General features: G+C 45.6%; 30 protein-coding genes and 1 pseudogene. 18 read left to right on the top strand and 13 right to left on the bottom strand.

Annotated elements, in window-relative coordinates:
• Window position 1 precedes the first annotated feature (1 nt).
• From mreD to BUB43_RS02075, 3 genes are read right to left on the bottom strand one after another with little or no spacing between them, the layout of a single operon-like run.
• Window positions 2-508, bottom strand: coding sequence for a rod shape-determining protein MreD (mreD, locus tag BUB43_RS02085; protein WP_073177835.1), 507 nt, complete (start codon window positions 506-508; stop codon window positions 2-4).
• Entirely contained in the window at window positions 498-1,352 is an 855-nt protein-coding gene (gene mreC / locus BUB43_RS02080) for a rod shape-determining protein MreC (protein ID WP_073177833.1), read from the bottom strand. The genes mreD and mreC overlap by 11 nt, the downstream gene beginning before the upstream one ends.
• 17 nt (window positions 1,353-1,369) lie before the next feature.
• A complete protein-coding gene (locus BUB43_RS02075; protein WP_073177832.1) occupies window positions 1,370-2,395 on the bottom strand; it encodes a rod shape-determining protein in 1,026 nt (341 codons plus the stop codon).
• A gap of 180 nt (window positions 2,396-2,575) precedes the next feature.
• Between BUB43_RS02075 and hemA the strand changes: the two genes are divergently transcribed.
• From hemA to mutS, 6 genes are read left to right on the top strand one after another with little or no spacing between them, the layout of a single operon-like run.
• Window positions 2,576-3,850 (top strand): glutamyl-tRNA reductase, encoded by a 1,275-nt coding sequence (gene hemA, locus BUB43_RS02070; RefSeq protein WP_073177830.1) that lies wholly within the window; start codon window positions 2,576-2,578, stop codon window positions 3,848-3,850.
• A complete protein-coding gene (gene hemC / locus BUB43_RS02065) occupies window positions 3,828-4,754 on the top strand; it encodes a hydroxymethylbilane synthase (RefSeq protein WP_073177828.1) in 927 nt (308 codons plus the stop codon). The genes hemA and hemC overlap by 23 nt, the downstream gene beginning before the upstream one ends.
• Window positions 4,754-5,446: a uroporphyrinogen-III synthase gene (locus BUB43_RS02060; RefSeq protein WP_073177826.1), complete on the top strand. Its 693-nt coding sequence runs from the start codon at window positions 4,754-4,756 to the stop codon at window positions 5,444-5,446. The genes hemC and BUB43_RS02060 overlap by 1 nt, the downstream gene beginning before the upstream one ends.
• 2 nt (window positions 5,447-5,448) lie before the next feature.
• Window positions 5,449-6,477, top strand: coding sequence for a uroporphyrinogen decarboxylase (hemE, locus tag BUB43_RS02055; RefSeq protein WP_073178006.1), 1,029 nt, complete (start codon window positions 5,449-5,451; stop codon window positions 6,475-6,477).
• Between the two features lie 30 nt (window positions 6,478-6,507).
• The gene (locus tag BUB43_RS02050) at window positions 6,508-7,143 is read left to right on the top strand and encodes a putative polyvalent protein kinase domain-containing protein (protein WP_073177824.1); all 636 of its coding nucleotides are present in this window, start codon (window positions 6,508-6,510) and stop codon (window positions 7,141-7,143) included.
• Window positions 7,144-9,726, top strand: coding sequence for a DNA mismatch repair protein MutS (gene mutS, locus BUB43_RS02045; RefSeq protein WP_073177822.1), 2,583 nt, complete (start codon window positions 7,144-7,146; stop codon window positions 9,724-9,726).
• Window positions 9,727-9,994: 268 nt separating this feature from the next.
• Here the strand turns inward: mutS and fumC are convergent, their stop codons facing one another.
• On the bottom strand, window positions 9,995-11,389 hold the full coding sequence (gene fumC / locus BUB43_RS02040; RefSeq protein WP_073177820.1) for a class II fumarate hydratase: 1,395 nt from the start codon (window positions 11,387-11,389) through the stop codon (window positions 9,995-9,997).
• Between the two features lie 134 nt (window positions 11,390-11,523).
• Between fumC and BUB43_RS02035 the strand changes: the two genes are divergently transcribed.
• From BUB43_RS02035 to BUB43_RS01985, 12 genes and pseudogenes are all read left to right on the top strand, one after another.
• Window positions 11,524-11,829, top strand: coding sequence for a hypothetical protein (locus BUB43_RS02035; protein ID WP_073177818.1), 306 nt, complete (start codon window positions 11,524-11,526; stop codon window positions 11,827-11,829).
• A 163-nt stretch (window positions 11,830-11,992) separates the two neighbouring features.
• The gene (gene prfA, locus BUB43_RS02030; protein WP_073177816.1) at window positions 11,993-13,069 is read left to right on the top strand and encodes a peptide chain release factor 1; all 1,077 of its coding nucleotides are present in this window, start codon (window positions 11,993-11,995) and stop codon (window positions 13,067-13,069) included.
• A gap of 74 nt (window positions 13,070-13,143) precedes the next feature.
• The gene (locus tag BUB43_RS02025; RefSeq protein WP_073177813.1) at window positions 13,144-13,578 is read left to right on the top strand and encodes a hypothetical protein; all 435 of its coding nucleotides are present in this window, start codon (window positions 13,144-13,146) and stop codon (window positions 13,576-13,578) included.
• A gap of 159 nt (window positions 13,579-13,737) precedes the next feature.
• Window positions 13,738-13,890: a hypothetical protein gene (locus BUB43_RS11220; protein WP_159430215.1), complete on the top strand. Its 153-nt coding sequence runs from the start codon at window positions 13,738-13,740 to the stop codon at window positions 13,888-13,890.
• A gap of 165 nt (window positions 13,891-14,055) precedes the next feature.
• Window positions 14,056-14,109, top strand: a pseudogene (locus BUB43_RS11550) (hypothetical protein); the annotation flags it as partial.
• 36 nt (window positions 14,110-14,145) lie between these two features.
• Window positions 14,146-14,553, top strand: a complete 408-nt coding sequence (locus BUB43_RS11415; protein WP_260200448.1) for an HNH/ENDO VII family nuclease — start codon at window positions 14,146-14,148, stop codon at window positions 14,551-14,553.
• Between the two features lie 17 nt (window positions 14,554-14,570).
• Window positions 14,571-14,996, top strand: a complete 426-nt coding sequence (locus BUB43_RS02010; protein WP_073177805.1) for an SMI1/KNR4 family protein — start codon at window positions 14,571-14,573, stop codon at window positions 14,994-14,996.
• 31 nt (window positions 14,997-15,027) lie between these two features.
• On the top strand, window positions 15,028-15,771 hold the full coding sequence (locus BUB43_RS02005) for an RHS repeat domain-containing protein (RefSeq protein ID WP_317615152.1): 744 nt from the start codon (window positions 15,028-15,030) through the stop codon (window positions 15,769-15,771).
• A 79-nt stretch (window positions 15,772-15,850) separates the two neighbouring features.
• Window positions 15,851-16,675, top strand: coding sequence for a hypothetical protein (locus tag BUB43_RS02000; protein ID WP_073177799.1), 825 nt, complete (start codon window positions 15,851-15,853; stop codon window positions 16,673-16,675).
• A gap of 201 nt (window positions 16,676-16,876) precedes the next feature.
• Window positions 16,877-17,311, top strand: a complete 435-nt coding sequence (locus BUB43_RS01995) for a hypothetical protein (protein ID WP_073177797.1) — start codon at window positions 16,877-16,879, stop codon at window positions 17,309-17,311.
• 300 nt (window positions 17,312-17,611) lie between these two features.
• A complete protein-coding gene (locus tag BUB43_RS01990) occupies window positions 17,612-18,418 on the top strand; it encodes a M48 family metallopeptidase (RefSeq protein ID WP_073177795.1) in 807 nt (268 codons plus the stop codon).
• A gap of 58 nt (window positions 18,419-18,476) precedes the next feature.
• A complete protein-coding gene (locus BUB43_RS01985; RefSeq protein ID WP_073177793.1) occupies window positions 18,477-18,815 on the top strand; it encodes a DUF1049 domain-containing protein in 339 nt (112 codons plus the stop codon).
• 6 nt (window positions 18,816-18,821) lie between these two features.
• Here BUB43_RS01985 and BUB43_RS01980 read toward each other — a convergent pair whose 3' ends face one another.
• From BUB43_RS01980 to BUB43_RS01940, 9 genes are all read right to left on the bottom strand, one after another.
• Window positions 18,822-19,472 (bottom strand): outer membrane beta-barrel protein, encoded by a 651-nt coding sequence (locus BUB43_RS01980; protein WP_073177791.1) that lies wholly within the window; start codon window positions 19,470-19,472, stop codon window positions 18,822-18,824.
• Window positions 19,456-20,274, bottom strand: coding sequence for an ABC transporter ATP-binding protein (locus tag BUB43_RS01975; RefSeq protein WP_073177790.1), 819 nt, complete (start codon window positions 20,272-20,274; stop codon window positions 19,456-19,458). Before BUB43_RS01975 ends, BUB43_RS01980 begins: the two co-directional genes overlap by 17 nt.
• The gene (locus BUB43_RS01970; RefSeq protein ID WP_073177788.1) at window positions 20,274-21,026 is read right to left on the bottom strand and encodes an MlaE family ABC transporter permease; all 753 of its coding nucleotides are present in this window, start codon (window positions 21,024-21,026) and stop codon (window positions 20,274-20,276) included. The genes BUB43_RS01975 and BUB43_RS01970 overlap by 1 nt, the downstream gene beginning before the upstream one ends.
• Before the next feature lie 68 nt (window positions 21,027-21,094).
• Window positions 21,095-21,718, bottom strand: a complete 624-nt coding sequence (locus tag BUB43_RS01965; protein WP_073177787.1) for a 7-carboxy-7-deazaguanine synthase QueE — start codon at window positions 21,716-21,718, stop codon at window positions 21,095-21,097.
• A 62-nt stretch (window positions 21,719-21,780) separates the two neighbouring features.
• The gene (locus tag BUB43_RS01960) at window positions 21,781-23,022 is read right to left on the bottom strand and encodes an MFS transporter (RefSeq protein WP_073177785.1); all 1,242 of its coding nucleotides are present in this window, start codon (window positions 23,020-23,022) and stop codon (window positions 21,781-21,783) included.
• 2 nt (window positions 23,023-23,024) lie between these two features.
• Window positions 23,025-23,903, bottom strand: a complete 879-nt coding sequence (folD, locus tag BUB43_RS01955) for a bifunctional methylenetetrahydrofolate dehydrogenase/methenyltetrahydrofolate cyclohydrolase FolD (RefSeq protein WP_073177783.1) — start codon at window positions 23,901-23,903, stop codon at window positions 23,025-23,027.
• Between the two features lie 13 nt (window positions 23,904-23,916).
• Window positions 23,917-24,219, bottom strand: a complete 303-nt coding sequence (locus BUB43_RS01950) for a putative quinol monooxygenase (protein ID WP_073177781.1) — start codon at window positions 24,217-24,219, stop codon at window positions 23,917-23,919.
• On the bottom strand, window positions 24,216-24,557 hold the full coding sequence (locus tag BUB43_RS01945) for a HepT-like ribonuclease domain-containing protein (protein WP_073177779.1): 342 nt from the start codon (window positions 24,555-24,557) through the stop codon (window positions 24,216-24,218). Before BUB43_RS01945 ends, BUB43_RS01950 begins: the two co-directional genes overlap by 4 nt.
• Window positions 24,547-24,834: a nucleotidyltransferase family protein gene (locus tag BUB43_RS01940; RefSeq protein WP_073178004.1), complete on the bottom strand. Its 288-nt coding sequence runs from the start codon at window positions 24,832-24,834 to the stop codon at window positions 24,547-24,549. Before BUB43_RS01940 ends, BUB43_RS01945 begins: the two co-directional genes overlap by 11 nt.
• Window positions 24,835-24,838: the final 4 nt, after the last annotated feature.

Here is a 24,838-nt window from a genome sequence, read left to right as displayed (position 1 = left end):
GCTAAACTTTTTGTTTAATTTTAAAAGCCAGGGCGTACAGCAGAATGCAGAAGAAAGAAATCGTGCTGGTAATGAGGATGTTTAGCAGAATTTCTAAAACCCCGCTTAGCTTGAAAAACTCCATAAACTGCACAAGGAACTGATGCAGGAATATGCTGCTGAAGATGAAGAAGAGAAACTGCGGCCACTGAAGCGATTGGAAGGAGAAGAAATCGCTCTCCGTGTCGGTAGAAGTCCTGAAAATCAGCGTGCGGAAGTAGGCGAGCGCGGTGGTGGCAAAGGCATTGATGCCCCAGGTGCCAAGGAAGGCATCTATGCTTAAGCCCAGCAGAAAGCTAAGTAGGAGGAACTGATACCGGTTCCGGAAGAAGGGCCAGAACATCACGAACATTGGGTACATCACGGGGGTATATCTGCCGAAAAGCGTCACCCTGTTCAGCACAAAAATCTGCAGCGCCACCAGCACCACGATCTGTATGATGTCGGAATATAGCGTTTTACTGATCATCCTTTTTTATTGCCGCCTGCAGCGTATCCTGAATTTTCTGTACCTCTGTTTTCCGGAGGTTTTTCACCACATAAATTTTGCTGAGTTTCCCCATCTGCTCGGAGAGCTCCACAGAGATGTCCCAGAATCCGGTTTTGGTATCCACCTGGTAGCCAGCCACCCGCCCGATCATCACATTTTGTGGGAATATGGCGGATTTCCCGTCAGTTACCACGGTGTCGCCGATGGCCAGCGGCACATATTTCGGGACATCTGCAAGGTGCATGATCCGCGAATTATCTCCCCGCCAGGTAAGGGTGCCAAAATACCCGGATTTCTTCAGCGACCCGTTGATTTTAATTTTATTCACGCTTAAAACCGACTGCACAAGGGCGTATTCGTTCGTGGTATTTACAACGATCCCGGCGATGCCCTGCGGAGCAATGACGCCCATCTGCGGTTTTACGCCATCCCGCCTGCCGCGGTTTATGGTAAAATAATTATCCTGCCTGTTGATGCTGTTGTAAACGATTTCCCCATCCACAAAGGTATAAATCTGCCCGCCGCCCACGGTATCGTGCACCTTGCGGAACTGCGGGTTTCTGGAATAATCTTTCCCGTAGAGCTCCAGCATCAGCTGGCGGTTCTGGGCTACCAGCTGCTCATTAATCTGCTTAAGCTTCAGGTAGGAGGCGCCCTCGTCTATATAGCCCGACACGCGGGAGTTGAATGCGGCTGCCTGCGCCGCGATCCACGACCGCTGCATGGAATTCCGGCTGAACATCAGCACCAGGGCGATTATTTGCAGGAAAAAGAACAGCACGAAAAGTGCATTCTCCCTTAAAAATCTTAAAAGATATCCCACCCTGCGCTACCGTATTGCTATTTTATCAGGAAATTGAATTTATCCATATTCTTCAGCGCGATGCCCGTACCGCGCACCACCGCACGCAGCGGATCTTCGGAAACGAACACCGGCAGGCCGGTCTTGCGGTTCAGGCGGTCTGCCAGCCCGCGTAGCAGCGCGCCCCCGCCGGCGAGGTAGATGCCTGTTTTGTAGATGTCCGCCGCAAGCTCCGGTGGGGTGAGGGAGAGGGTCTCCATCACGGAATCTTCGATGCGGATGATGGACTTATCCAGCGCGCGGGCGATTTCTTTGTAATTTACCATAATCTCCTTCGGCTTCCCAGTGATGAGGTCGCGCCCCTGTACGGGGATTTCGTCAATTTCTATGTCGAGCTCCTCCACTGCGGAGCCCACCTCTATTTTAATGCGTTCCGCGGTGCGGTCGCCCACATACAGGTTGTGGTGAGTGCGCATATAGTAGGCGATGTCGTTGGTAAAGGCGTCTCCCGCGATTTTTACCGATTTATCACAGACGATACCCCCCAGCGCCACTACGGCGATCTCCGTAGTACCGCCGCCTATGTCGATGATCATATTGCCCTCCGGCTTCTGCACATCGATGCCTACGCCGATTGCCGCCGCCATCGGCTCGTAGATCAGCCTTACATCCTTAGCATTCACCTTCTGGGCGGAATCCCGTACGGCGCGCTTCTCTACCTCTGTAATGCCGGAGGGGATGCAGATCACTATGCGCAGCGCCGGCTGTATCAGCTTACCCTTGATCCCGGGTATGATTTTGATAAATTCCTTTATCATATGCTCCGACGCCTGGAAATCCGCAATTACCCCGTCCTTCAGCGGGCGGATGGTTTTAATATCCTCGTGCGTCTTGCCCTGCATATGCTTCGCCTGCTCGCCCACGGCGATGGGTTTGCCGCTGGAGCGCTCCACGGCTACAATGGAGGGCTGGTCGATTACAATTTTGTTGTTGTGTATTATAAGTGTGTTCGCGGTACCGAGATCTATGGCGATCTCCTGAGTGAACATATCAAAAAGTCCCATTTTTTTGAAAGCGTTTAAGTTTACAAAGATATAAATTTGCCTTCATCATTTTCCTCCCCTTTTGGAATTTTGAGTGAAATTTTGATGAATTGCCCTCAGATTTGTCCAGGTGGTAGCAGCTTCCTTCCCGAAATACTCGGCCTTAAGCAAAAAAAATCAGTAAATTTGCAGTCATTTTTTATGTCCGCTCCATCAAATATTTATCAGACTGCCAATTTTGTGGTGCTCAGCATCAGCTATGAAAAAGCCGATGCGGAGACACGCTCGAGATTTGCGTTTTTTGATCATCAGATAAAGGGCTTCGTAAAAAACATTCACGATAAGGATTTGGGCGATGCCTTTATCGTCTCTACCTGCAACCGCACGGAAATCTACACCACGACGCACAATTACCTGCTCATTGCTGAAGAATTCTGCAGGGCTACGGGTGTTTCTTTAATGGAGTTTATGCAATATGTCACCGTCTACAGCCGGGAAGAGGCGCTGATGCATCTCTTCCGCGTGGCGGCGGGGCTGGAGAGCCAGATCATCGGGGATTTTGAAATCATCGGGCAGATAAAAAAGGCTTATTCAAGATTTAAAAAGGAAAAAAAATACTCCAATCCCTACCTTGAGCGCGCCATTAATCTGGCGATTCAAATTTCCAAGAAAATAAAGACCGAGACGGGCATTTCCACCGGAGCGGCTTCCGTATCCTATGCAGCGGTGCACTACATTCTGAATACCCAAAAGCGGCTTTCCGAAAGGAATATCCTGCTGCTGGGGGTAGGCGAAATAGGCAGGAATACCGTAGAAAACCTGCTGAAGCACATCCAAGAACCAAAGGTAAAAATTGCCAACCGCACGCAGGAAACAGCGGAAGAGATTTCCAGGAAGTTTGATATCCCCTTCATCCCTTTTGAAAATTTCACGAAGGAGCTTCTCGAGACGGACATCCTCATCGTAGCGACCGGTGCACAGGAACCTGTGGTGAAAATGCAGCACATCCCCGCTGGCAGGCCAATGCTTATCCTCGACCTCTCTATTCCCAACAATGTGGAGAAATCCGTGGGAATGCTGGAAGGTATTAGCCTCGTGGATGTGGATGCACTTTCGAAGCAGATCGGCGAGACGATGGAGCAACGCAAAAAGGAAGTTCCCAAGGCGGAAAACATCATCCGTGTGATGACCAAAGAGTTCCAGGAGTGGGAGAGACGCAGGAAAATGGCGCCAAAAATTCACGAATTTAAGGCAGTACTAAAGCGGATGGAAGATTTAGAAATGCACAACATCCACCGCAAGCACCGCTACATCAGCATAGAAGATATGGAGCTGAGCGACCGCCTGGTACAGAAACTTACGAACCGCTTCGCAAAGTACATCATAGATCACCCCTGGAAAGCGGAAGAAGTGAGCTCTCTGATGAAAGAAATTCTGGTGGAGCAGCCTAAAAATGAATTCAATGAAAAGCATTAGAATTGGCACAAGAAATTCACCCTTGGCACTTTGGCAGGCCAACGAGGCAGCGAGAAAGCTAAAGAGCTTAGGCATTGATTGTCAGATAGTTCCGGTGCTGTCTTCCGGAGACAAGAATCTTTCTCAGCCGCTGTATTCGATGGGAATAACCGGGGTTTTCACGAGGGATTTGGACGCCGCCTTACTTAATGACGAAATAGATATTGCGGTGCATTCCCTGAAAGATGTGCCAACGATTTTGCCAGAAAATATTTCGCTTTTCGCATTTTTAGAGCGCGATTTTCCGCAGGATGTTTTGGTGAGAAATTCAAAATCTAAAGCGAAACCCATTGAAAACCTGAAAGTTGCAACGAGCAGTTTACGCCGCAGAGCATTTTGGCTGAAGGAATTTCCCAACACGGAATTTACCGACATCAGAGGAAATGTGCAGACAAGATTACAGAAAATAGAGGACGGCTTGGCAGACGCCACGATTTTTTCCTTGGCAGGTCTGAAAAGATTGGCGCTAAACATTGATTATGAACTTTTGCCTTTTATGCTGAATGCAGCTTCGCAGGGTGTCATTACAATCGCCGGAAGAACTGATAATCAATGGATAAGCTCGATTTTAAACCAAATCAATCACGAAGAAACTGCGCTTTGCGTTCAGGCTGAAAGGGAATTTTTGCAGACGATGGAAGGCGGTTGCACAGCGCCAATAGGTGCCTTTGCCGAAATTGAAAACGGAAAGATGAGACTTGTGGGAAGGCTATGCTCAATCGACGGGAAAGACTGTGTTGAAACAGACGAAACCACTGATATTCAATATGTTGCAGGCTTCGGAAGCAGGTTGGCACAGAAAGTTTTGGAGAACGGTGGAAAGGAAATAATGGATGCCCTGCGGAAAATGAATGTGGGAAGCTGATGGAGATTTTATTTACAAAATTAACCGAGAGAAAGAAGATTTCCGAAGTGCTGAACGGCAACTGCCGCTTTGATTTCGTGGAGGTAATTTCGGCGAAACATCTGAAGGTGGAGCCGTTTGACATGAAGAGTAAGTCGCTGATTTTCACGAGCGTAAATGGAGTGGAATCTTTTTTCGCCAATGGCTTCAAACCGAAGGCTGATTTCACGAAAGAGAAATTTAACAAGATTTACGCCGTTGGGAAAAAGACGAAAAAAGAGCTGCGAAAGCACGGCTACGAAACCTTCAAGGTGAAGAAGCACGCACAGGAACTGGCGGAATTTATCACGGCAAATTCTGCGGGAGAAAAATTCCTGCACTTCTGCGGAAATTTAGCGCTGGATGTGCTGGATACAACGCTGCCGTTGCAGAACATCTGGTATAAAAAAGTGGTGGTCTACAACACGATTTTGCTTTACCCGAAGGTAGAAAAGCCTTTTGATGCGGTGGTATTTTTCAGTCCGAGCGGTGTGAGAAGCTTTGTAGAAAAAAATTCGCTGGAAGGAAAAAAAATATTTTCCATAGGCTACACTACCGAAAAAGAAATTAGGAAACACACTGATTCTCAAATATTTACAAGCACGGAAAGCAACATTGATGATTTGCTTTCCCTGATTAAAAAAGAATGCTGCGGCAAGAAGGCAGCGAAATAATTATGATGAAAAACGACCTTTATCTTCGTGCTTTGCGCGGCGAAACCGTGGAAAGGCCGCCGGTTTGGATGATGCGGCAAGCTGGGCGCTATCTGCCTGAATTTATGGCACTTAGAGAGAAATATGACTTCTTCACTAGATGCCAAACGCCAGAGTTGGCAGCGGAAATTACCGTGCAGCCTTTGCGGCGCTTTCCGCTGGATGCCGCCATTTTATTCTCAGACATTCTGGTGGTTCCGCAGGCTATGGGCATCGATTTCAAGATGAAGGAATCCGTAGGGCCTTGGCTTGACAACCCGATAAGAACGGCGGAACAAGTGCGGCAAATACAAGTGCCTGATGTGGACGAAACTTTAGGCTATGTATTTGATGCTGTGGAAATTACACTGGAAAAACTCAACGGTGCCGTTCCGCTGATTGGCTTTGCCGGTTCACCGTGGACCATCCTTTGCTATTGCGTAGAAGGCAAGGGCTCGAAGGCTTTTGATTTGGCCAAAAAATTCTGCTACACCGAGCCTGAAGCCGCGCATTTACTTTTACAGAAAATCACCGACACCACGATTGCCTACCTGAAACGCAAGGTGGAAAAAGGCGTTTCAGCAGTGCAGATTTTCGATTCCTGGGGCGGTATGCTTTCGCCGGAAGATTACCGCGAGTTTTCCTGGCAGTACATCAACCAAATCGTGGAAGCGCTCAGCGAAGTAACGAAGGTGGTAGTTTTCGGGAAGGGCTGCTGGTTTGCGCTGGAAGAAATGGCGCACAGCAAGGCTTCGGCACTTGGCGTGGACTGGACGATAACGCCGGAAAATGCGCGGAAATTCAGCGGAAACCAAATTACGCTCCAGGGAAATTTCGACCCTGCGAGATTGCATTCTTCGCCGGAAACCATACGGAAAATGGTGCACGAGATGATACGGCGTTTCGGCAAAGACCGCTACATCGTGAACCTTGGGCACGGCATCCTGCCGAACATTCCGGTGGAAAATGCGGAGGCCTTCGTGAATGCAGTGGTGGAATGGCGGCCGGAATAGCGCGGCAAAATTTCCTATTTTTGTAATCCAATGCTGGTAAAGGATGAACTACAAAATATCATTTCAGGAGATGAACAGGCTTGCGGCGGAAGTGTTCTCAAAAGAGCGCAAATTTACCTTGGAGGAAATGAGGGAGCAGGTGCAAAACATAAAGTGCAGAAGCCAATCAAAAGTGAAGAAAAAAAGCTGCTGCGAAAATTCTGTGAAGAAAACGGACTGATTTTTAACAGAGAAGATTTAAACCTAAATTATCTTTCCGAAGGCGCAGAGCAGAAAGTTTACCGATTTGGAAATTCAAAAGTTGTTAAATTTAATGATGGTATTTTCTACGAATTCTGGCTGGACTACCTGAACAGCCTGCTGATTCACAATTACTTCTTCCCTTTAACCGCCTATGAATTATTGGGTTTTGAATTTTTTGATGATAAAATTTATTCCGTAGTGCTCCAATCATTTGTAAAGGAAACCGAACCTGTGAATCTTGAAATTGTAAATGAATTTTTGGAGCACAACGGTTTCAGAAAAATACGAAATCAGGATTTTATTAATAAAGATTTAGGGCTCATTTTAGAAGACATACACGATGAGAATGTGATATTTGAGAATGGAATTCCATTTTTCATCGACACCGTTTTTTACCTCACTGAAAATTTCTACCAAAAGTAAATGGCAAAATCCCGGAAGGAAACACCGCTGATGACGCAGTACAACAGCATTAAGGCGAAATATCCTGATGCGCTGCTGCTTTTCCGCGTAGGCGATTTCTATGAAACTTTTGGGCAGGATGCCGTGAAAACTTCCCAAATCCTGGGCATCGTACTTACCAAGAGAAACAACGGCGATTCTCATACGGAGCTTGCCGGTTTCCCGCATCATTCGCTGGATTCTTATTTGCCGAAGCTTGTTCGGGCAGGGCTTCGCGTGGCAATCTGCGATCAGCTGGAAGACCCGAAAACTGTGAAGGGCATCGTAAAGCGCGGCGTAACGGAACTCGTGACACCGGGCGTAACCTTCAACGATCAGGTGCTGAATTCCCGAAAGAATAATTTCCTGCTCTCGCTGCATCAGGAAAAGGGAAAATACGGCATAGCGCTGGTCGATATTTCCACCGGAGAATTCCTGGTGGCAGAAGGCAATCTGGAGAAACTGCTGCACATCCTGCACACCTTCAGTCCTTCCGAAATCATCCACCAAAGAAGCGTGCCCATCCCTGAACAGCTGAAGACCCGCAGCATTTTCAAGCTGGAAGACTGGGCGTTTCAATACCCTTACGCTTACGAAAAACTCACGGCGCACTTCAAAACCAACTCGCTGAAAGGCTTCGGTATAGAGCAATTTCCGCTGGCCATCACAGCAGCAGGCGCCATTTTCGCTTACCTAGTTGAGGATACGCATCACGCTCTGCTTCAGCACATTACGAAGATCCAGCTAATTCCGCAGGACGATTTCCTGATGCTGGACGGCTTTACGCTTCGCAATCTGGAAATCCTGCAGCCCAACCATCCGGACGGAAAATCTCTGCTGGACATCATCGACAAAACTTCAACGCCAATGGCCGCAAGGCTTTTGCGAAGAAGGCTGATACTGCCGCTAAAATCTGTGAACGAAATTAACCGAAGGCTAAACCTGGTGGAGTTTTTCAGCAGGGAAGAAGAGCTGCGTTTCGAGATTTCAGAATTGCTGAAAACCATTTCTGATCTGGAAAGGTTAATAGGGAAATTAGCATCGGAAAAAATCTCGCCGAAAGAGCTGGGCTACCTTCGCTCAAGTTTAGTTAGTGTTCAGAAAATCAGGGAGTTACTGCGTCCTTTTCACGATATACCTGCCTGGATTGAGCCGCTGCACGATTTATCGGAAATCATCACTTTTCTGCAAAAAAATCTACAGGAAGAATTGCCGGTAAATTTAGCGAAAGGCAATGTGGTAAGGGAAGGTGTGGATGATGAGCTGGATGCGCTGCGAAACCTGCAGCAGAACGGGAAAAACTACCTGGAGGAAATGTGTGCCAGGGAAACGGAGCGCACCGGAATTGCATCGCTGAAAATAGATTTCAACAATGTTTTCGGCTACTACATCGAAGTGCGAAACACGCATAAAGACAAGGTGCCGCAGGATTGGGTGCGGAAGCAGACTTTGGTGAATGCCGAGCGCTACATCACCGAAGAACTGAAAAATTATGAAACGCAGATCCTTGGCGCGGAAGAAAAAATTTCCGCCCTGGAATATTCGCTTTACCGGAAAATCTGTGCGCAGGTTCTGGAATTTATGGATGACATCCAGCAGAATTCCGCCATTATCGCTCAGATTGATGTAGCTTTAGGTTTTAGCTTATTAGCTGATAATCAAGGATATACAAGGCCTGTTTTGAACGAGGGCTTTGCGATTGAGCTGCAAGAAGCAAGGCATCCCATCATAGAAAATTCTCTACCGCTTGGCGAAAAATACATCCCGAATGATATTTTTCTGGACAATGAAACGCAGCAAATTCTGATGGTAACCGGACCAAATATGGCGGGAAAATCGGCGATTCTTCGGCAAACGGCGATTGTTTGCCTACTTGCTCAGATTGGCAGTTTCGTTCCGGCAAAGCACGCAGAAATCGGCATTCTGGATAGGATTTTCACCAGAGTGGGCGCTTCGGACAATATTTCAGCCGGCGAATCCACTTTTATGGTGGAAATGAACGAGGCGGCGAACATCCTGAATAATGTGACCGAGCGCAGCCTGATTCTGCTGGATGAAATAGGGCGCGGAACTTCCACTTATGACGGTGTTTCCATAGCCTGGGCAATTGCCGAATTTCTGCACGGGCACGCTACACGGCCGAAAACGCTTTTCGCCACGCATTATCACGAGCTGAACGAAATGGCGCTGACTTTCGGGAGGATTAAAAATTTCCACATCGCAATTCAGGAAAACAAGGGCAGCGTGATTTTTATGCGAAAACTTCTGCCTGGCGGAAGCGAACACAGCTTCGGAATTTATGTGGCAAAACTTGCCGGGATGCCTGCTAAGGTGGTGAGCCGTGCGCAGGAAATTCTGAAAATACTGGAGGCAAGCCGCAGCGCAGAAAGCACCGACAAAATAAAGCGCGTAACGGAAAAAAACCTGCAGCTGTCCTTCTTTCAGCTGGATGACCCTGTGCTGGAAAACATCCGCGAAGAACTCACGAAAATCGACATCAACACCCTTACACCCATCGAAGCGCTGATGAAGCTGAACGCGATAAAAAAAATGATCGGTGGATGATTATTTTACAAAAAAAACCGGCAGAATTCCGCCGGGTTTTTCTTTATCGAGTTTAAAACTTTGAATTCTTTGGCGTGCCCCTCAGTTTCGCTAAGGCGCGAAACTGAGGGTCGGTCTGCAGCCACTCGCTTTGCTCCGCTGCGCTTCGCAAGAGCTCAAACAATGGCTTCCGCCCTCACGCAAAAACCGCAAGCCCGCAGCCTTAAACTGTAAACTATACTTTTAGCCTTGAACTTGAAACTTGTATCTTGATTCTTGTGTCTTGGCTCTACTTCAGGCTTCCCACCATATCCTCAGGCTTCACCCACTCGTCGAATTGCTCTGCCGTTAGCAGCCCTAGATTGATGGCTTCTTCCTTCAGTGTGGTGCCGTTTTTGTGAGCGGTTTTCGCGATTTTCGCCGCGTTTTCGTAGCCGATGTGTGTGTTCAGCGCCGTCACAAGCATCAGGGATTTTTCCACCAGCTCTTTTATTCTCGGCTCGTTCGGCTCGATGCCCACGGCACAATGGTCGTTGAACGAAATCATCGCATCCGCCAAAAGCTGCGCCGATTGCAGGAAGTTGTACGCCATCACGGGCTTGAACACATTCAGCTCGTAATTTCCTTGAGTTCCGGCGAAGGAAATCGTGGTATCGTTCCCAAGAACTTGCGCACAAACCATCGTAATCGCCTCATTTTGCGTAGGGTTCACCTTGCCGGGCATTATCGAAGAGCCGGGCTCATTTTCAGGAATGAAAATTTCACCGATGCCAGACCTTGGGCCGGATGCCAGCAAACGCACATCCTGCGCGATTTTGTAGAGCGCCACGGCAAGCTGCTTCAATGCGCCGTGCGTTTCCACGATGCCGTCGTGCGCTGCCAGAGCTTCAAATTTATTTGGTGCCGTTTCGAAAGGCAGCCCTGTAAATTTCGCGATGTATTCCGCTACCTTTACATCGTAGCCTTTCGGCGTGTTCAGCCCGGTGCCTACGGCCGTTCCGCCTAATGCTAGTTCCTTAAGGTGTGCCAGCGTATTTTCGATGGCTTTTTTCGCATAATCCAGCTGAGCCACATAGCCGGAAAATTCCTGACCGAGCGTTAGCGGCGTAGCGTCCATCAAGTGTGTGCGCCCGATTTTTACGATGTTTTCGAATTTCTTCGCCTTTTCATCCAGCGTGTTGCGAAGTTTTTCTAACGCAGGCAGTGTATGCTTTACAACTTTGGTGTACGCTGCGATGTGCATTGCGGTTGGGTAGGTATCGTTCGATGATTGCGATTTGTTCACATCATCGTTCGGGTGCACGGTGGTTTTCTCGCCCAGTTTTCCGCCGGCATTGGTATGAGAGCGGTTGGCAATTACTTCGTTCACATTCATATTGCTCTGCGTGCCGGAGCCTGTCTGCCAGATTACGAGCGGAAATTGGTCGTCCAGCTTTCCATCCAGGATTTCGTCGCACACTTTCGCTATGGCGTCGCGCTTTTCCTCGCTCAGCACGCCAAGTTCCGCATTGGTATAGGCTGCGGCTTTTTTCAGGTAGGCGAAGGCTTCGATGATTTCGTGCGGCATACTGCCTTCCGGCCCGATTTTAAAATTGTTTCGGGAACGCTCTGTCTGTGCGCCCCAGAATTTCTCGGCGGGCACCTGCACTTCGCCCATTGTGTCTTTTTCAATACGGAATTCCATATTTGATAAAATTTATGTTTAAACTGTCTGCAACGAAAGTACAAAAAAATCTCCTTGCCGCAAACGAAAAAAATCATATATAAATGTTTTGCGGAAATGGAAATTTGTCTTACTTTTGCCTAAAATCAAACAGGATGCTTACTTTTCTTCTTTGGCCATTTTACCAATTTCTCTGGACGCTGTTCTTTCTGGTTATGTTCTTAGTGGGGTTTTGGTGTATATTTATGTTTGGCCTGGTAGTGGTGCCAATGTGGCTTACGGAAGGGCTTGCAGAATATTTTGGCAAAACCAAGCCGTTCGACCCGGAAGATATCCGAAGGAAAACCCTGCCGGAGCAGGAAGGTGTGGAAGTGGTCTACAGCAACCCTAAAGGTGAGGGGCCTTTCATCCACGAGCACGGCCACGGCACGCATGCTGACGATGCGCCTACCTATCAGTAGCCCTTAAATCTTTAGAAAATTTAATCCGCAGCAGAAATTGTTGCGGAATTTTTTGTTTTGTGATTTTGAGCAGATAATAATTTTCATTTGCAAAAGCGCACTACAAATTCTGTGGGATCATTTAATCTTACAATGCTATCTTTGCAAATTCAATTTTCCAAAAATGGCCAAGTCCCTTATTCCCAAATTAGAAGCGATAAAGCAGCGATACAACGAAGTGGCAGACCTGATCATCCAGCCCGATGTAATTTCTGACCAAAAGAAATACGGGCAGCTGAACAAGGAATATAGCGACTTGGGAAAAATAGTGAAGGTGTTTGATGAATACTCCGCCGCGCTGAAAACCATCGAAGAATCCGATGAAATCATTGCAGATGGCTCGGACAAAGACCTTGCGGAGCTTGCCAAAATGGAAAAGCTGGAAGCTCAGGAGAAAATTCCCATTTTGGAGGAAGAACTGAAAATCCTGCTGATTCCGAAAGACCCAGCCGATGATAAAAATGTAATCGTGGAACTGCGTGCAGGCACAGGCGGAGACGAAGCCGCGATTTTCGTGGAAGATGTGTACCGAATGTATTCGATGTATTTTAAGGACAAAGGCTGGCGCCACGAAATTACCGATTCGAACGAAGCGGCGAAAGGCTATAAAGAGCTGATAATGAAGGTGGAAGGCGATGGGGTGTACGGCGTGATGAAGTTTGAATCCGGTGTGCACCGTGTTCAGCGCGTTCCGGAAACGGAGTCTCAGGGCAGGGTGCATACTTCGGCAATTACCGTGGCAGTTTTGCCGGAAGCCGAAGAAGTGGATGTGGAAATCAACCCGGCCGATATTGAAATGCAGACTTCAAGATCCGGGGGAGCAGGCGGGCAGAATGTGAACAAGGTGGAAACCAAGGTGCAGCTTACGCACAAGCCTTCCGGCATAGTGGTGGTTTGTCAGCAGGCGCGTTCTCAGCTGGCGAACAGAGAGCTGGCGATGGAAATGCTTCGCGCAAAACTTTACGATATGAAGCTGCAGGAAGTTCAGGGCGATATTGCGGCGCAACGCAAGACGATGGTTTCCACGGGAGACCGCTCCGCGAAAATCAAAACCTACAATTATCCGCAGGGAAGGGTGACGGACCACCGCATCAACAAGTCCATCTACAACCTGGATGCCTATATGAACGGCGATATTCAGGAAATGATGGACGCCGTGATAATGGCGGAAAACGCTGAGAAAATGAAGGGAGAGGAGTGATAATTAAAATTTGTTTATAAAATATTTATCATTAAAAACTTTTTTTATTTTTGTCCCGAATAAAATTTTATACAATGAAAAAACTAATCCTTTCTGCCACAGCACTTACGCTTGCGGTAGTATCTTGCAAAAAAGTGGAAAAAGAAGAAATCCACACGGATGAGAATATTGTGGTATACGAAGCAGACAGCCTTGGCGATACCTCCTCCCTTGGCGATACCCTAAGCACGGGAGCTGTGAGCACCGGGCCGGTAACGGAAACTACCACCAGCACAACTACCACTTTGGAACCATCGAATGAAGCCAAAAACGACTTCGAGCGCGCTCTTGACAAAACTGAACAAGGCCTTGATAAGGCGGGTAACGCCATTAAAAAAGGCGCTCAGGATGTAGAGGCAGGAGCAAAAGAAGTAGCCAATGATGTGAGTACAGCGGCGAAAAAAGGTGCCAATGATGTAAAGGCAGGGGCGCAGGATGTGCAAAGAGACATCGAAAGGAGAACCAGATAAATTAAAATCACACTTTTCATCATTTATATTTGCAAAATCGCCGCAAAGTTTTAATTTTGCAGCACTAAAAAATTATCAACTATGAAAAAAGCATTTTTCGCGCTTAGCGCTGTGGCAGTACTTTCTGTAGTATCTTGCCAGAAAAAAGAAGTAGAAACTGTGGAGACTACAGAAACTGAAGTAGTAACGCCTGCTGAGGAGACTATGACAACTGGCGAAACAGTAGTGCCCGAGACAAACGAAGCTGTGGTAGATACTGTAGCTACATCTACAACTACTACTGTGACGACTCCGGATGCGGCTACAAACTAAATTATGTTAATATTTTGAAAAAAACGGGCGAAACTTGTCCGTTTTTTTTATTTTAAATAACCATCAAAACTGATGCGCTGGCGGTCTGCAAAGCGAAGGTAAACAAAATTTCAAAGGCAGTCGTTAGATACTGAGACTGGACTTCACTACAACAGATTTAGGTATTATGATTCTGATGTGGGGATGTTTATTGCCAGAGACCCTATCGGTCTGCTTGGTGGTAGTAATGTATTCCAGTATGCTCCGAATCCTGTAATGTGGATTGATCCTGTAGGACTAAGTAGAAAAACCACAAGCTTTACTGATAGCACGGGCTTCACACTGGAAGTACATGGATATACTGATTTAAGTCATTATAGTGATTCAGACTTAAAATCTTTACATTATTTAAATAGTCCTGATAATCCAAGACCTTTTGGCAAATCGCCAGTTGATAGAAAAGGTAACACTATTGTTTTACATCATTACCGCCAGCAAGATATGGGATCAATTATTGGAATGCCAGCTAGACAACACCAATCGAATTCCAAAAACCTTCATCCATTAGGCAATAAAGGTGGAATTTCAAATAGAGAACAGTTCAATAATTGGAAACGAGAGTTTTGGCATAACCAAGCCGCTGAAGAATTAAAAAGACGTGGCATTACTCCTAGTTGTACATAAGGTAAAGGTAAATCTAAATGAAAGTTGAAAATATTGAAAAATTAGAACGTTATTTCATGCTTAATCCTACCTATCATGGTGAACCTAGCAGTGAAATAGCCGTTCAAAATGCGGAAAAAGTATTAAATTTGGAATTTAATTCGAGCTACAAAGAAATACTAGAACGTTTTGGAGGATGCTTTATAGGAATTGATATTCATGGATTATCAAATGCTCCTATTCAGGGAAACGAAACTGTAATTGATTTAACATTAATGTTTAGAAAAAATCTCTCCAATATTAAACAACTTCAAAATTATTTAGTTATTGGTGATGATGGTTCTGGAAATAGTATTCTAGTCTCAAATTGCAATGATAATATTTTTATTTACTATCATGATGAACAAACTCTAGAAATATTATTTAGTTCATTTGATGAAATAGTTGAGAAATATGTAGATTAATTTATCTTATCTATAGTTTCCTTCATACGATATTGCCTACGAGACAAGACGCTTTGTTAGAATTGGTGAATCTGAAGAAACGATTAATCAACGAATACAAGATAAGTCTCAGCCGTTAATCAATATTTATCATTATCATTGTAATCATCTTGGTACTCCGCAGGAATTAAGCGATGATAAAGGCGATATTGTTTGGTTGAGTTATGATAGAGCGTGGGGTGGGTCGTTTGATACGATTTATAAACCGCAGTTTATTGATAACTTTGCCATTACGGAGAATGAGTTACAGCCGATTAAGTTTCAGGGGCAGAGTTTAGATACGGAAACAGGGTTGCATTATAATCGGTTTAGATACTACGATTCAGACGTTGGGATGTTTATTAGCCGTGACCCAATTGAATTATTGGGCGGATATAATGTATTCCAATATGCTCCCAATCCGATTGGGTGGATTGACCCGTGGGGGTTGAGTGCTAAGGGAGGCGGAAGTTATGGTTTGACCAGATCTCAAAGTATTGGAGGAGAAGTAAATCATATGCCTGCCCATAATTCGATAAAATCTGGGGGCTCTGCTATTTCTCATTATAGTGCACCATCAACATGGATGGAAAGGGTCGATCATTTGAAGACAGCTAGTTGGGGTAGTGCAACAACTTCAAAAGGATGGAGAACTGTACAAGCTGATTTAATTTCAAGAGGCAAATTTGGTAAAGCTATGGAAATGGATATTAGAGATGTACAAAGAAAAATGGCTCAAAATATAACTCTGGGATGAAAGAAATGGTTGATTACGCAAAAGATAAGGGGTATATAGATAATAGAGAAGCTAATCGATTGAAGAGGAAATATAGATTATGTCATTAATTATTTTTGATAGTATAGTTAATGGATTTAAATTAGGAGATACATATCCATTTATAGATAAGCAAGATAATCTCTTTTTTGAATTTGATAAAAATAATAGTAATCGACTAATTACTGTTTATTCTAAGGATTTATGCGAGTTCTATTTGAATGATATTAAAATAGACATTGAAAATTTTTGGCAATTTTTAAAAAAAGAACGTAAATCTACTCTAATTGAGGATTTTAAAACTTATAAATCATATATTTTTACCAACTTTAATATAATTGTTAATTTTGATGAAAGTAGAAAATTTTTTTCTCAAATTCTAATTTATGACTCTACCTTAAAAAGCTTTTATGAAGATGGAGTAGAAACTGTTGAAAATTATGAAACTAAGAAAAATTTAACTTTAGATTCAAATTTAACTTTTTTACCATATAAAAGTTTTGGAAAATTTATATTTGGAACGAGTATTAAAGATTTTGAAGAGAAACTATTGTTATCAAGTAACGAAGTTATTTATGATGGTAAGAAAATTTTTGAAATAGATGGTTTAATATTTAAATTCATAGACAATAAACTATCTGAAATTTTTTATGATAAAAAAATCAATAGTAAGATTACAATTTTATTAAATAATAAATCACTATTAGATGATAGTGAAATTCTGGAATTAATGAAAAATAATCATTTTATTCAAAGAAGAGATGGAAGAATAGTTTTTAATGAGTTGGGATTTTCTATAGATTCAAGTCATGAGGAATACTATTTTTTCTCTAATCATCTTACTCCGTATTGGTCAAATATTCATAGACCATTAACAAGTTGGTAAAATTATTTATTACATCACCATGGATACCAATAAAAACAGCATTTGCTAGCCTAAAAAACTAGCAAATGTTTTTGATAAGACAACAATCGGCAAATCCAAGAGTATACCGATGAGCAGATTTTCAGGTAAAGCTGAGAGAAAACGTAGAAGAGCTGCTGCTAAAGGTAAATGTTAATTAATTAATTTTAAAAAGGAACTAATATGCTTGATATTAAATTCATTCAATTTTTAGATAAAAAATTTGATAAAGTTCTACCGAAATATACTGAGGAATACAACTCGAAATTTAATGAATTAGGTTTCAATAAAATTAATAGTGATTTTGTTGAATTTTGGTCTAAATATAATGATGAAATCAAGGGAAAACTTGGTATATTATATCCGTTTGCTTATGAAATTAGGGACTTTGATAAAAGTTTAACAAAGATTTTAAGAAAACAATTAAATCTGCCAATTCAATATTATTCATTATTCAATTTTGAAAATGAAGACTTCCTATTTTATGATAAAGATATAGATAATGTAATTTTTATCAAATCTAATAATATTCAAAAATTTCTTATTGATAATTATTGTGATAAAAAATGGGATACGTTTAAAGATTTCCTAGAATATCACCTTAATTATAAAAAATAGTCTGTTACATTTGCCCCAACCAATCTAATAAAACCTATATAACAAGCATTTGTTAGCCTAAAAACTAGCAAATGACGGTTTATGAGCAAGGTAGTTTTGAGCCTGCTGCTCGAATCGTTCAATTAGCGAGCCATATTGAGCAGAAAAGATTAGGCAGCCATATAAACACAAAGTCGAGGAAATTAAAAGGGGACGAAACATTTTTTCTTTTTGAATCTAAATCACGAAATATGCTTAAGTCTTGAAAAACCTCTTGGAATAGAAATTGATATGCAAAATTGAAATTTTAAGGAAATTATAATGAAAAAAATAAAAGCTATCGCAATGGGGGCTGCTGCATTTGCCACTGTTGCCTGTACCACAAATCCCGTGACAGGGCGCCGCTCCCTGCAGATGGTGAGTAACCAACAGATAAATGCTATGGCTTTCCAGCAGTACCGCCAGACGCTTTCCGAATCTAAGGTAATTACTAACACTGCCGCATCAAAACAGGTAAACAATGTAGGGCTCCGGATAAAAAATGCTGCCGAAAACTACTACCGTAGCATAGGACGCAGCAGCGACCTGCAGGATTACAATTGGGAATTCAACCTCATAGATGAAAACCAGATGAACGCCTGGTGTATGCCTGGCGGAAAAGTAGCGGTATACACCGGGATCTTGCCGGTGACAAAAAATGATACAGGCCTCGCCGTAGTTTTGGGGCACGAAGTATCTCACGCCCTGGCGGGGCACGGAAACGAGAGAATTTCCCAGGCTATGCTGGCGCAGTACGGCGGAGCTATAGCGGGCAGCACGATCTCTAGTGCGGCCTGGCAGCAGGTTTTCCAGGCGGCTTACCCTATCGGTTCGCAGGTCGTACTTCTCCGATACGGCCGCAGCCAAGAGTTGGAGGCAGATCAGATGGGGCTTTACCTAATGTCTATGGCGGGCTATGATCCGCGAGAGGCGGTACCCTTCTGGCAGCGGATGGAGGCAGCATCCGGCGGGCAGCGCGCACCTGAATTCCTCTCCACCCACCCGAATCCTGGCAACCGCGTAAAGGATATAGAGAAAAATCTGCCGCGCGCACTAGAATATTATAAGGCTTCCGGAGGGAAGATTTAATTAATTCCACAAAAACTTCCCAAGTTTCGTAACTTTGGGAAGTTTTTATTTACTGCAAATGAAAGGACTTACCGCTGTAGGCTTCGTACTCCTACTTATTTCAGGATTGCTTTTTTATCTTACAACAGATTTTTCGATAGAGAAATTTCAATTATCCCACATAATGGGCATTATGGGCGGGGTAGGCATAGGGCTCATCATCGGCGGTATTGTAGGATACTCCGCAAAGGGCAGCGCCATAAAGGCCGAGCGCAAGCGCCAGGAACTGGAGAGGCTGCGCCGCGAGAAAGAAGAGCTGGAACGGCGCGCCGCGCAGGCGGAGCGGATGAGCCAGCCCGACTATGACCCACAGGCGGAGGAGCTGAGAAAAGCCGCCCGATTCTTTACCAGGAAATAAGTTTTATTAAAGTTTGTAGCCAATGCCAAGCATCACAAAGGCAGGGCGGTAGTCGTAGGAGATATTGTTGTAACCTCCGCCATCCATTACTTTTTCTACAAATTTCCTCTTTTCTTTGGACAGGGCTGTTTCATATTTTAGGCTTAATACCAGCTTCTTAATTTCGCTCTGGAAGCCAAACTGCCAGCCGACATTGAGGTTTTTTTCAGAATCTTCATAAAAATGCTGGTAGCTGTCATCGCTGATATCCTCACTTTTCGGTGAGAAATTATAGCTCAGCACAGGGCCGGTATGTGTGCTAATCAGGTTGCCCCAGATCTTGTAGCCTACCAGTACGGGGATGTCCAGGCGGTTGCTGCTCGCTTTTATTTTTTCATTGTAAGCGGCTTCCGTGATTTCGTTTTTAAAATGAGTGTAGTAAACCTCCGGCATTACATATAGGGACATCGGCAAATTGATTTTTGAGGAAAGCCCAATGTTGAACCCCGTGCTGTTTTCGCCCTTTCTGCTAATGGTCTCCTTCGCCGCGGCGTAGCCCTGCTTCCAGTCTGCCTTGGCTACCGGCACCAGCAGGTTGGCCTTGGCAGAAAACGATACAAACTGTGCAGAGGCAATACCGCTGCACGCAAGGGCGATGGCGCTAATCAATTCCTTCATTCTTCGGTGGTTTTGTGATGATGTTTTCAATGGAAGTTTTATTGGTTCTTAGCATATAATCCCGCAGCTCTTTGAACATTTCAGAGGAGTAAACGAAATTAATCAGATTTTCATTCGGCGCAGAGATTACATCGTCCTTGGTGCCTTCCCACTCCTTCAGCCCGTCCTTCAGGTACACGATTTTTTCCCCGATGGTAAGCACGGAGTTCATATCGTGGGTGTTGATGATGGTGGTGGTCTGGTACTCCCGGGTAATCTCCAGAATCAGGTCATCAATCACATTGGAGGTAAACGGATCCAGCCCGGAGTTTGGCTCGTCGCAGAAGAGGTATTTCGGGTTGTTCACAATTGCCCTGGCTATTGCCACGCGCTTCTGCATACCTCCGGAGATTTCAGACGGGTATTTTCTCCCTGCCTTTATCAGATGCACCCTGTCCATTACCTCCTGTACCTTTCTCTTCTTCTCCCGGAAGGATAGGTTGGTAAACATATCCAGCGGGAAGCTGATGTTTTCCGCCACCGTCAAAGAGTCGAAAAGCGCGCTGCCCTGAAACACGGTGCCTATTTCCATGCGTATGTTCTGCTTTTCCTCCCTGCCCATCTTAGTGATGTCCCTCCCGTCGAAGAGGATGTTGCCGCTGGTGGGCTCGTGCACATTCAGCAGGCTTTTCAGGAACACGGTTTTTCCGGAGCCGCTTTGCCCGATTACGAGGTTTACATTTCCTGTCTCAAAAGTGGCGGTGATGCCTTTTAAAACTTTATTATCCCCGAACTGTTTCGTTAAATCTTTTACCTCAATCATCAGCTCATCAGCATTTGGGTTAAAAGTAATTCAGAAACGATGATAAAGACCATCGTCCACACCACGGCATCGGTACTTGCGCGGCCCACCTCCAGGGAGCCGCCCTTTACCGTATAGCCGAAATAGGCAGGCACGGAGGCAATAATGAAGGCGAAGACCACCGTCTTGATAAACGCATAGCGGTAGAAGTACGCCGGCATATACATCTGGATCCCGGTGATATAATCGGCAGTCGTCCACTTCCCGGTCATCATCCCTGCCCAGTAGCCTCCCAGGATGCCGAATACCATACTCAGGGCTATCAGCAGCGGGTTGAAAATTACGGCTGCCAGCACCTTTGGAGCGATGAGGAAGTTGGGTGAATTCACCCCCATAATGTCCAGAGCGTCAATTTGCTCGGAAACGCGCATAGTCCCGATGCTGGAGGCTATGTAAGAACCTACCTTGCCCGCCAGCACCAGGCTGATGACCGTGGGGGCAAACTCCAGTACCAGCACGGCCTTGGTAGCGTACCCCACAAAGGTGGTAGGGATCGGGAATGTGGATGCATCAAAATTATTATACATCTGTATGGCGACCACAGCCCCGAAAAATATGGATGTGAAAACCGTTAGTCCAAAAGAATTGACACCTAAGTCGTTGATTTCCCGCATAAAAGCTTTGTAGAACATATTCCACTTCTGCGGGGGGCGGATCGCCTTGCCCAGCAGCAGGAAATATTCACCGATTGCGGTCAGGAATTTTTTTATCATACTGCGAAAGTAAGATTTTTTTAGTTGTCTTCTATGCTTTTCTGTTTCAAAACCAAATGGATAGCTTATCAGGGTATGTTCAGATACTTATGCGTCTGCACGGATGCCCGCCATTTCGGGTTTTCCAATATAAATTTCGTGATCTCCGGGTACAGAATCTCCCGCCTGCCCCACTCGCTCTGCAGCAGCAAATGGCAGCTATCAGAGACCTTTTCCGCCTGGGCTTTTGCAAACTGAAAATCGTGCTGATTGTACACAATGACTTTCAGCTCGTCTGCCCTTTGATAAATTTCCTCCAAAGGCAGGGAGTTTTTCTTCGGCGAAAGCGTTACCCAATCCAGCCTTCCGCTCAAAGGGTGCGCACCCGAGGTTTCTATGTGGATGGCGCAGCCCAGAGATTTCAGATGCTGCGTAAGCGGGTTCAGGTTCCACATAAGCGGCTCCCCGCCAGTTATCACGATGGTTTTGCAGTGTGCCGCCGCAGTTTTTGCCAGTTCTTCCGCGTTCATCAGCGGATGAAGTTCCGCATCCCAGCTTTCCTTCACATCGCACCAGTGGCAGCCCACATCGCAGCCGCCCAGCCTGATGAAGTACGCAGCTCTGCCGCTGTGCATACCCTCGCCCTGCAGCGTGTAGAAATGCTCCATCACGGGAAGTGCCAGCCCGCTTTCCAGATCAGAATTTAAAGTCATCAGTCTGCAAAATTACGCAAAACTTTAGCGAAAACGGACGGGCAGTAAATTTAGCTAAAACCTTACTCCTCTCTCTGGTTGCCGTGGGTTTCCTCTAGGAAGAAGGTGAGGATGAATGCCAGCGCGATGCAGAATACCCAGAACATCAGGCTCCTTTGGAAATGCTCGTGAAGGTCGGTAACCGTGGCAAGCTGGCTGCCAAGGGTTTTTGCAAACAAAGGCCCGATAATGCTGGTGACCCCGAAGGTGATGAAATTCTGTACCCCGGAAGCACTCCCAATTACATTCTTTGGGTTCACTTCCTTAATGATGGAATACGGAACCATAGCCGAGCCGGAGAAAACGCCGAACAGGAACATAGTAAGTTTTGGCGGCAGCAGGTTGGGTGCCAGCATACCTTGAACGATCATCAGTGCCATACCGATCAGCGCGCCGAAGATTACGGGTTTCCTCCTGCCAATCCTGTCGGAGATGAAGCCCATCAGCGGCGCCCCCGCCACCCAGCCGAGGGATGCCATAGCGGCGGTACGCGCTGCCAGCTCTTTGGTAAAGCCGAGATCGGTCACGAAATAGCCTACCGCCCAAGTCATTACAAACACGGTAGTAGGGGCAAACATCAGCCCGGAAATGGCACCCGTAAGCCACGACTGCGGATTGCTGAAGATTATTTTCAGCGGCTCCAGGATGGGCATCTGTTTCCTGCGTGCCGCATCCTCTGGGGTCGGCCTTGGGATGATGAGGAGCATTAAAACCGCAGGGATGAAGCACAGCGCGCTGAGTACCAGCCACACGGTCTTAAACTCTACCCCGAGAGACATTATCAGCGGCATAAAAGACTGCCCAGCAAAGCCGCCGAACATCCCAACGCATTGCGTGATGCCTATAGCCGTTGCCTGTGTTTTCTGAGAAAAACCTCTGGTAGCGAGGAAAATACAGCCCGGGAATGCAAACGCACTCGCCGCCCCCTGAAGCATCCGCCCCGTAACGCCGGTAGCCTCTGAGGCGAGGATAAACAGTGCGCAGCCAATGCCCAGAACAAGGGTGCCCGCAAACATAGACCGCCTAGCCCCGAATTTATCCAGGCAAATGCCCGCCAGCAAAGCGCAGATGGAGTAGGTGTAATAATATGCCCCGAAGATTTCCAGCGCGCGCTGAGGAGCCACTCCGTATAGGTCAGAAAACTGCTGAGTCATTACAGAAGGCGTGGAACGCGTGGCATAGGCAATGAAATAAAAAACGAGCCCTATAGCCCAGGCGGTAATGAACGCGTTTTGCGTGTGTTGGTTTTTAATTTGAGTTGACATAATTATCTAAAATTTTTTTGGTAAGCAATCAGCGTATTTTTCATCAACATTGCCCTTGTCATCGGGCCTACGCCTCCTGGCACAGGCGTTATCCAGGATGCCCTGGGTTCGCAGGAATCGAAATCCACATCGCCTTCCAGATGATAGCCTTTGCTAGAATCATCATCCACCCTGGTGATGCCCACATCCACGATCACGGCGCCGTCCTTTATCATATCGCCCGTCAGAAATTTCGGCCTGCCGAGCGCAACGATCACGATGTCTGCCATTTTGGTAAATTCCGCAATGTTGGGTGTGTGGCTGTGCACGATGGTCACGGTGGAATCTCCGGGATTTCCTTTACTGCTCATCAAGATGCTCATCGGCCTGCCTACTATGCGGCTTCTGCCGATGACTACGCAGTGTCTGCCCTTTGTTTCTACTTGGTTTCTTTCCAGAAGCTGCATTATTCCGAAGGGTGTGGCTGGAAGGAAGGCTTCCATCTCTAGCGCCATTCTCCCGAAGTTTTCCGGGTGAAAGCCGTCCACATCTTTCTTCGGGTCTATGGCCTCGATGATTTTTTCTTGGTCAAAATTTTCCGGCAAAGGCAGCTGCACGATGAAGCCGTCAATTTCCGGATTATCGTTCAGCTTCTGAATTTCAGCGAGGAGCTCGTCTTCCGAAATCGTTTCTGGCAGGCGCAAAAGTGTAGAGCCGAAGCCTACTTCCTTGCAGTCCTTCACCTTGGAATTTACATAGGCCTTGCTTGCGCCGTTTTCTCCCACGAGAATTGCGGCAAGATGCGGCGGCCTTTTTCCGCCCTCGGTGATTTTGGAAACCTCCGCCTTTATTTCATTTTTGATGGTTTGGGACAGGGCCTGTCCGTCGAGAATTTTTGCCATTTTCTTTTTGATTTTAAATTCCGAAACCGCCCAGTAAATTCAGTTCCTGGCCTTTCTCCGGCTGGCCCTCCAGCAAGGGCACCGCCTTTCCGATGAACTCGCGAACTCCAGGGATGCTCAGGGAATTATCGTGGTCTTCCTTGCTGTCCCAGATTTCCGTCACGAAAACTTTATCGGAACCATCGGTGCTGATGACATAGAGTTTGCAGCCTTTCGCCGTGGAAACCAGTTGGGATGCTTCCAGCAGGATTTCCGCCAGTTCGTTTGCTTTTCCGGCCTTCGCAGAAAGCGCGCCGTGCAGTAGGTATTTGTTCATTGGGTTAGGGTTTTGAGAATGTTTTTGATTTGATTTTTAAATATTGGTAAATCTTCTTTCAAAGTAGTCCAAACTTCATCATAATTGACAGAAAAGTATTCGTGAATTAGGTAATTTCTCATTCCTACAGCAGGTTTCCAAGCAACATCAGAGTGTAAATTTTTCAATTCATCAGAAATAGATGCTTCGCCAATAATTTCCATATTTCTGACTATTATATCCTGCTTTTGCCAGTCCTCCAAATATTCACCGTATGAAAGATTTTTAAGTACAAAATCTATCCGCTCTATGCTTTGCAGAATATGTTCCAGCCGCAGAATATCCTGATTAGTTTTCATAAATAATTTTCAAATCTCGGTAAATTTCTTCGCGCAGTAAGGGATGCAGGTATTTCTCAGACACCAGGTCTACAGAAGTTTTTAGATTTTCTTCCAATGCCTCCTGAATTTCAAATTTTTTAAACAGGGAAATAGGCTCCGCAAATTCGTAAAGAATATCCAAATCGCTGCCTTCAAGATTTTCACCGCGCGCAAAAGAACCGAACACACCTATTTTTTTAGGATTATACGGTTTCAGTATCTCTATGATTTTATTGGATTGCGTTTGAGTAATCATAATC

Origin of the sequence: Cruoricaptor ignavus (assembly GCF_900141665.1) — a bacterium.
In the GTDB taxonomy this organism is placed as follows: domain Bacteria; phylum Bacteroidota; class Bacteroidia; order Flavobacteriales; family Weeksellaceae; genus Cruoricaptor; species Cruoricaptor ignavus.
Note: the sequence above shows the minus strand (reverse complement) of the source record. Positions and strands in the feature narration are given on the sequence as shown.

Coding starts and splice junctions, on each gene's coding strand:
- hemE (WP_073178006.1), top strand. CDS start 5,449: ATGATGAAAAACGACCTTTATCTTCGTGCTTTGCGCGGCGAAACCGTG.
- BUB43_RS01995 (WP_073177797.1), top strand. CDS start 16,877: ATGCTTGATATTAAATTCATTCAATTTTTAGATAAAAAATTTGATAAA.
- mutS (WP_073177822.1), top strand. CDS start 7,144: ATGGCAAAATCCCGGAAGGAAACACCGCTGATGACGCAGTACAACAGC.
- BUB43_RS02035 (WP_073177818.1), top strand. CDS start 11,524: ATGCTTACTTTTCTTCTTTGGCCATTTTACCAATTTCTCTGGACGCTG.
- folD (WP_073177783.1), bottom strand. CDS start 23,903: ATGGCAAAAATTCTCGACGGACAGGCCCTGTCCCAAACCATCAAAAAT.
- fumC (WP_073177820.1), bottom strand. CDS start 11,389: ATGGAATTCCGTATTGAAAAAGACACAATGGGCGAAGTGCAGGTGCCC.
- BUB43_RS01965 (WP_073177787.1), bottom strand. CDS start 21,718: ATGACTTTAAATTCTGATCTGGAAAGCGGGCTGGCACTTCCCGTGATG.
- BUB43_RS02010 (WP_073177805.1), top strand. CDS start 14,571: ATGAAAGTTGAAAATATTGAAAAATTAGAACGTTATTTCATGCTTAAT.
- BUB43_RS01980 (WP_073177791.1), bottom strand. CDS start 19,472: ATGAAGGAATTGATTAGCGCCATCGCCCTTGCGTGCAGCGGTATTGCC.
- BUB43_RS02075 (WP_073177832.1), bottom strand. CDS start 2,395: ATGGGACTTTTTGATATGTTCACTCAGGAGATCGCCATAGATCTCGGT.
- hemC (WP_073177828.1), top strand. CDS start 3,828: ATGAATTCAATGAAAAGCATTAGAATTGGCACAAGAAATTCACCCTTG.
- BUB43_RS02000 (WP_073177799.1), top strand. CDS start 15,851: ATGTCATTAATTATTTTTGATAGTATAGTTAATGGATTTAAATTAGGA.
- hemA (WP_073177830.1), top strand. CDS start 2,576: ATGTCCGCTCCATCAAATATTTATCAGACTGCCAATTTTGTGGTGCTC.
- BUB43_RS01960 (WP_073177785.1), bottom strand. CDS start 23,022: ATGTCAACTCAAATTAAAAACCAACACACGCAAAACGCGTTCATTACC.
- BUB43_RS02025 (WP_073177813.1), top strand. CDS start 13,144: ATGAAAAAACTAATCCTTTCTGCCACAGCACTTACGCTTGCGGTAGTA.
- mreD (WP_073177835.1), bottom strand. CDS start 508: ATGATCAGTAAAACGCTATATTCCGACATCATACAGATCGTGGTGCTG.
- prfA (WP_073177816.1), top strand. CDS start 11,993: ATGGCCAAGTCCCTTATTCCCAAATTAGAAGCGATAAAGCAGCGATAC.
- BUB43_RS01970 (WP_073177788.1), bottom strand. CDS start 21,026: ATGATAAAAAAATTCCTGACCGCAATCGGTGAATATTTCCTGCTGCTG.
- BUB43_RS01950 (WP_073177781.1), bottom strand. CDS start 24,219: ATGAACAAATACCTACTGCACGGCGCGCTTTCTGCGAAGGCCGGAAAA.
- BUB43_RS01945 (WP_073177779.1), bottom strand. CDS start 24,557: ATGAAAACTAATCAGGATATTCTGCGGCTGGAACATATTCTGCAAAGC.
- BUB43_RS02050 (WP_073177824.1), top strand. CDS start 6,508: ATGCTGGTAAAGGATGAACTACAAAATATCATTTCAGGAGATGAACAG.
- BUB43_RS02060 (WP_073177826.1), top strand. CDS start 4,754: ATGGAGATTTTATTTACAAAATTAACCGAGAGAAAGAAGATTTCCGAA.
- BUB43_RS01940 (WP_073178004.1), bottom strand. CDS start 24,834: ATGATTACTCAAACGCAATCCAATAAAATCATAGAGATACTGAAACCG.
- BUB43_RS01990 (WP_073177795.1), top strand. CDS start 17,612: ATGAAAAAAATAAAAGCTATCGCAATGGGGGCTGCTGCATTTGCCACT.
- BUB43_RS11415 (WP_260200448.1), top strand. CDS start 14,146: ATGTGGATTGATCCTGTAGGACTAAGTAGAAAAACCACAAGCTTTACT.
- BUB43_RS01985 (WP_073177793.1), top strand. CDS start 18,477: ATGAAAGGACTTACCGCTGTAGGCTTCGTACTCCTACTTATTTCAGGA.
- BUB43_RS01975 (WP_073177790.1), bottom strand. CDS start 20,274: ATGATTGAGGTAAAAGATTTAACGAAACAGTTCGGGGATAATAAAGTT.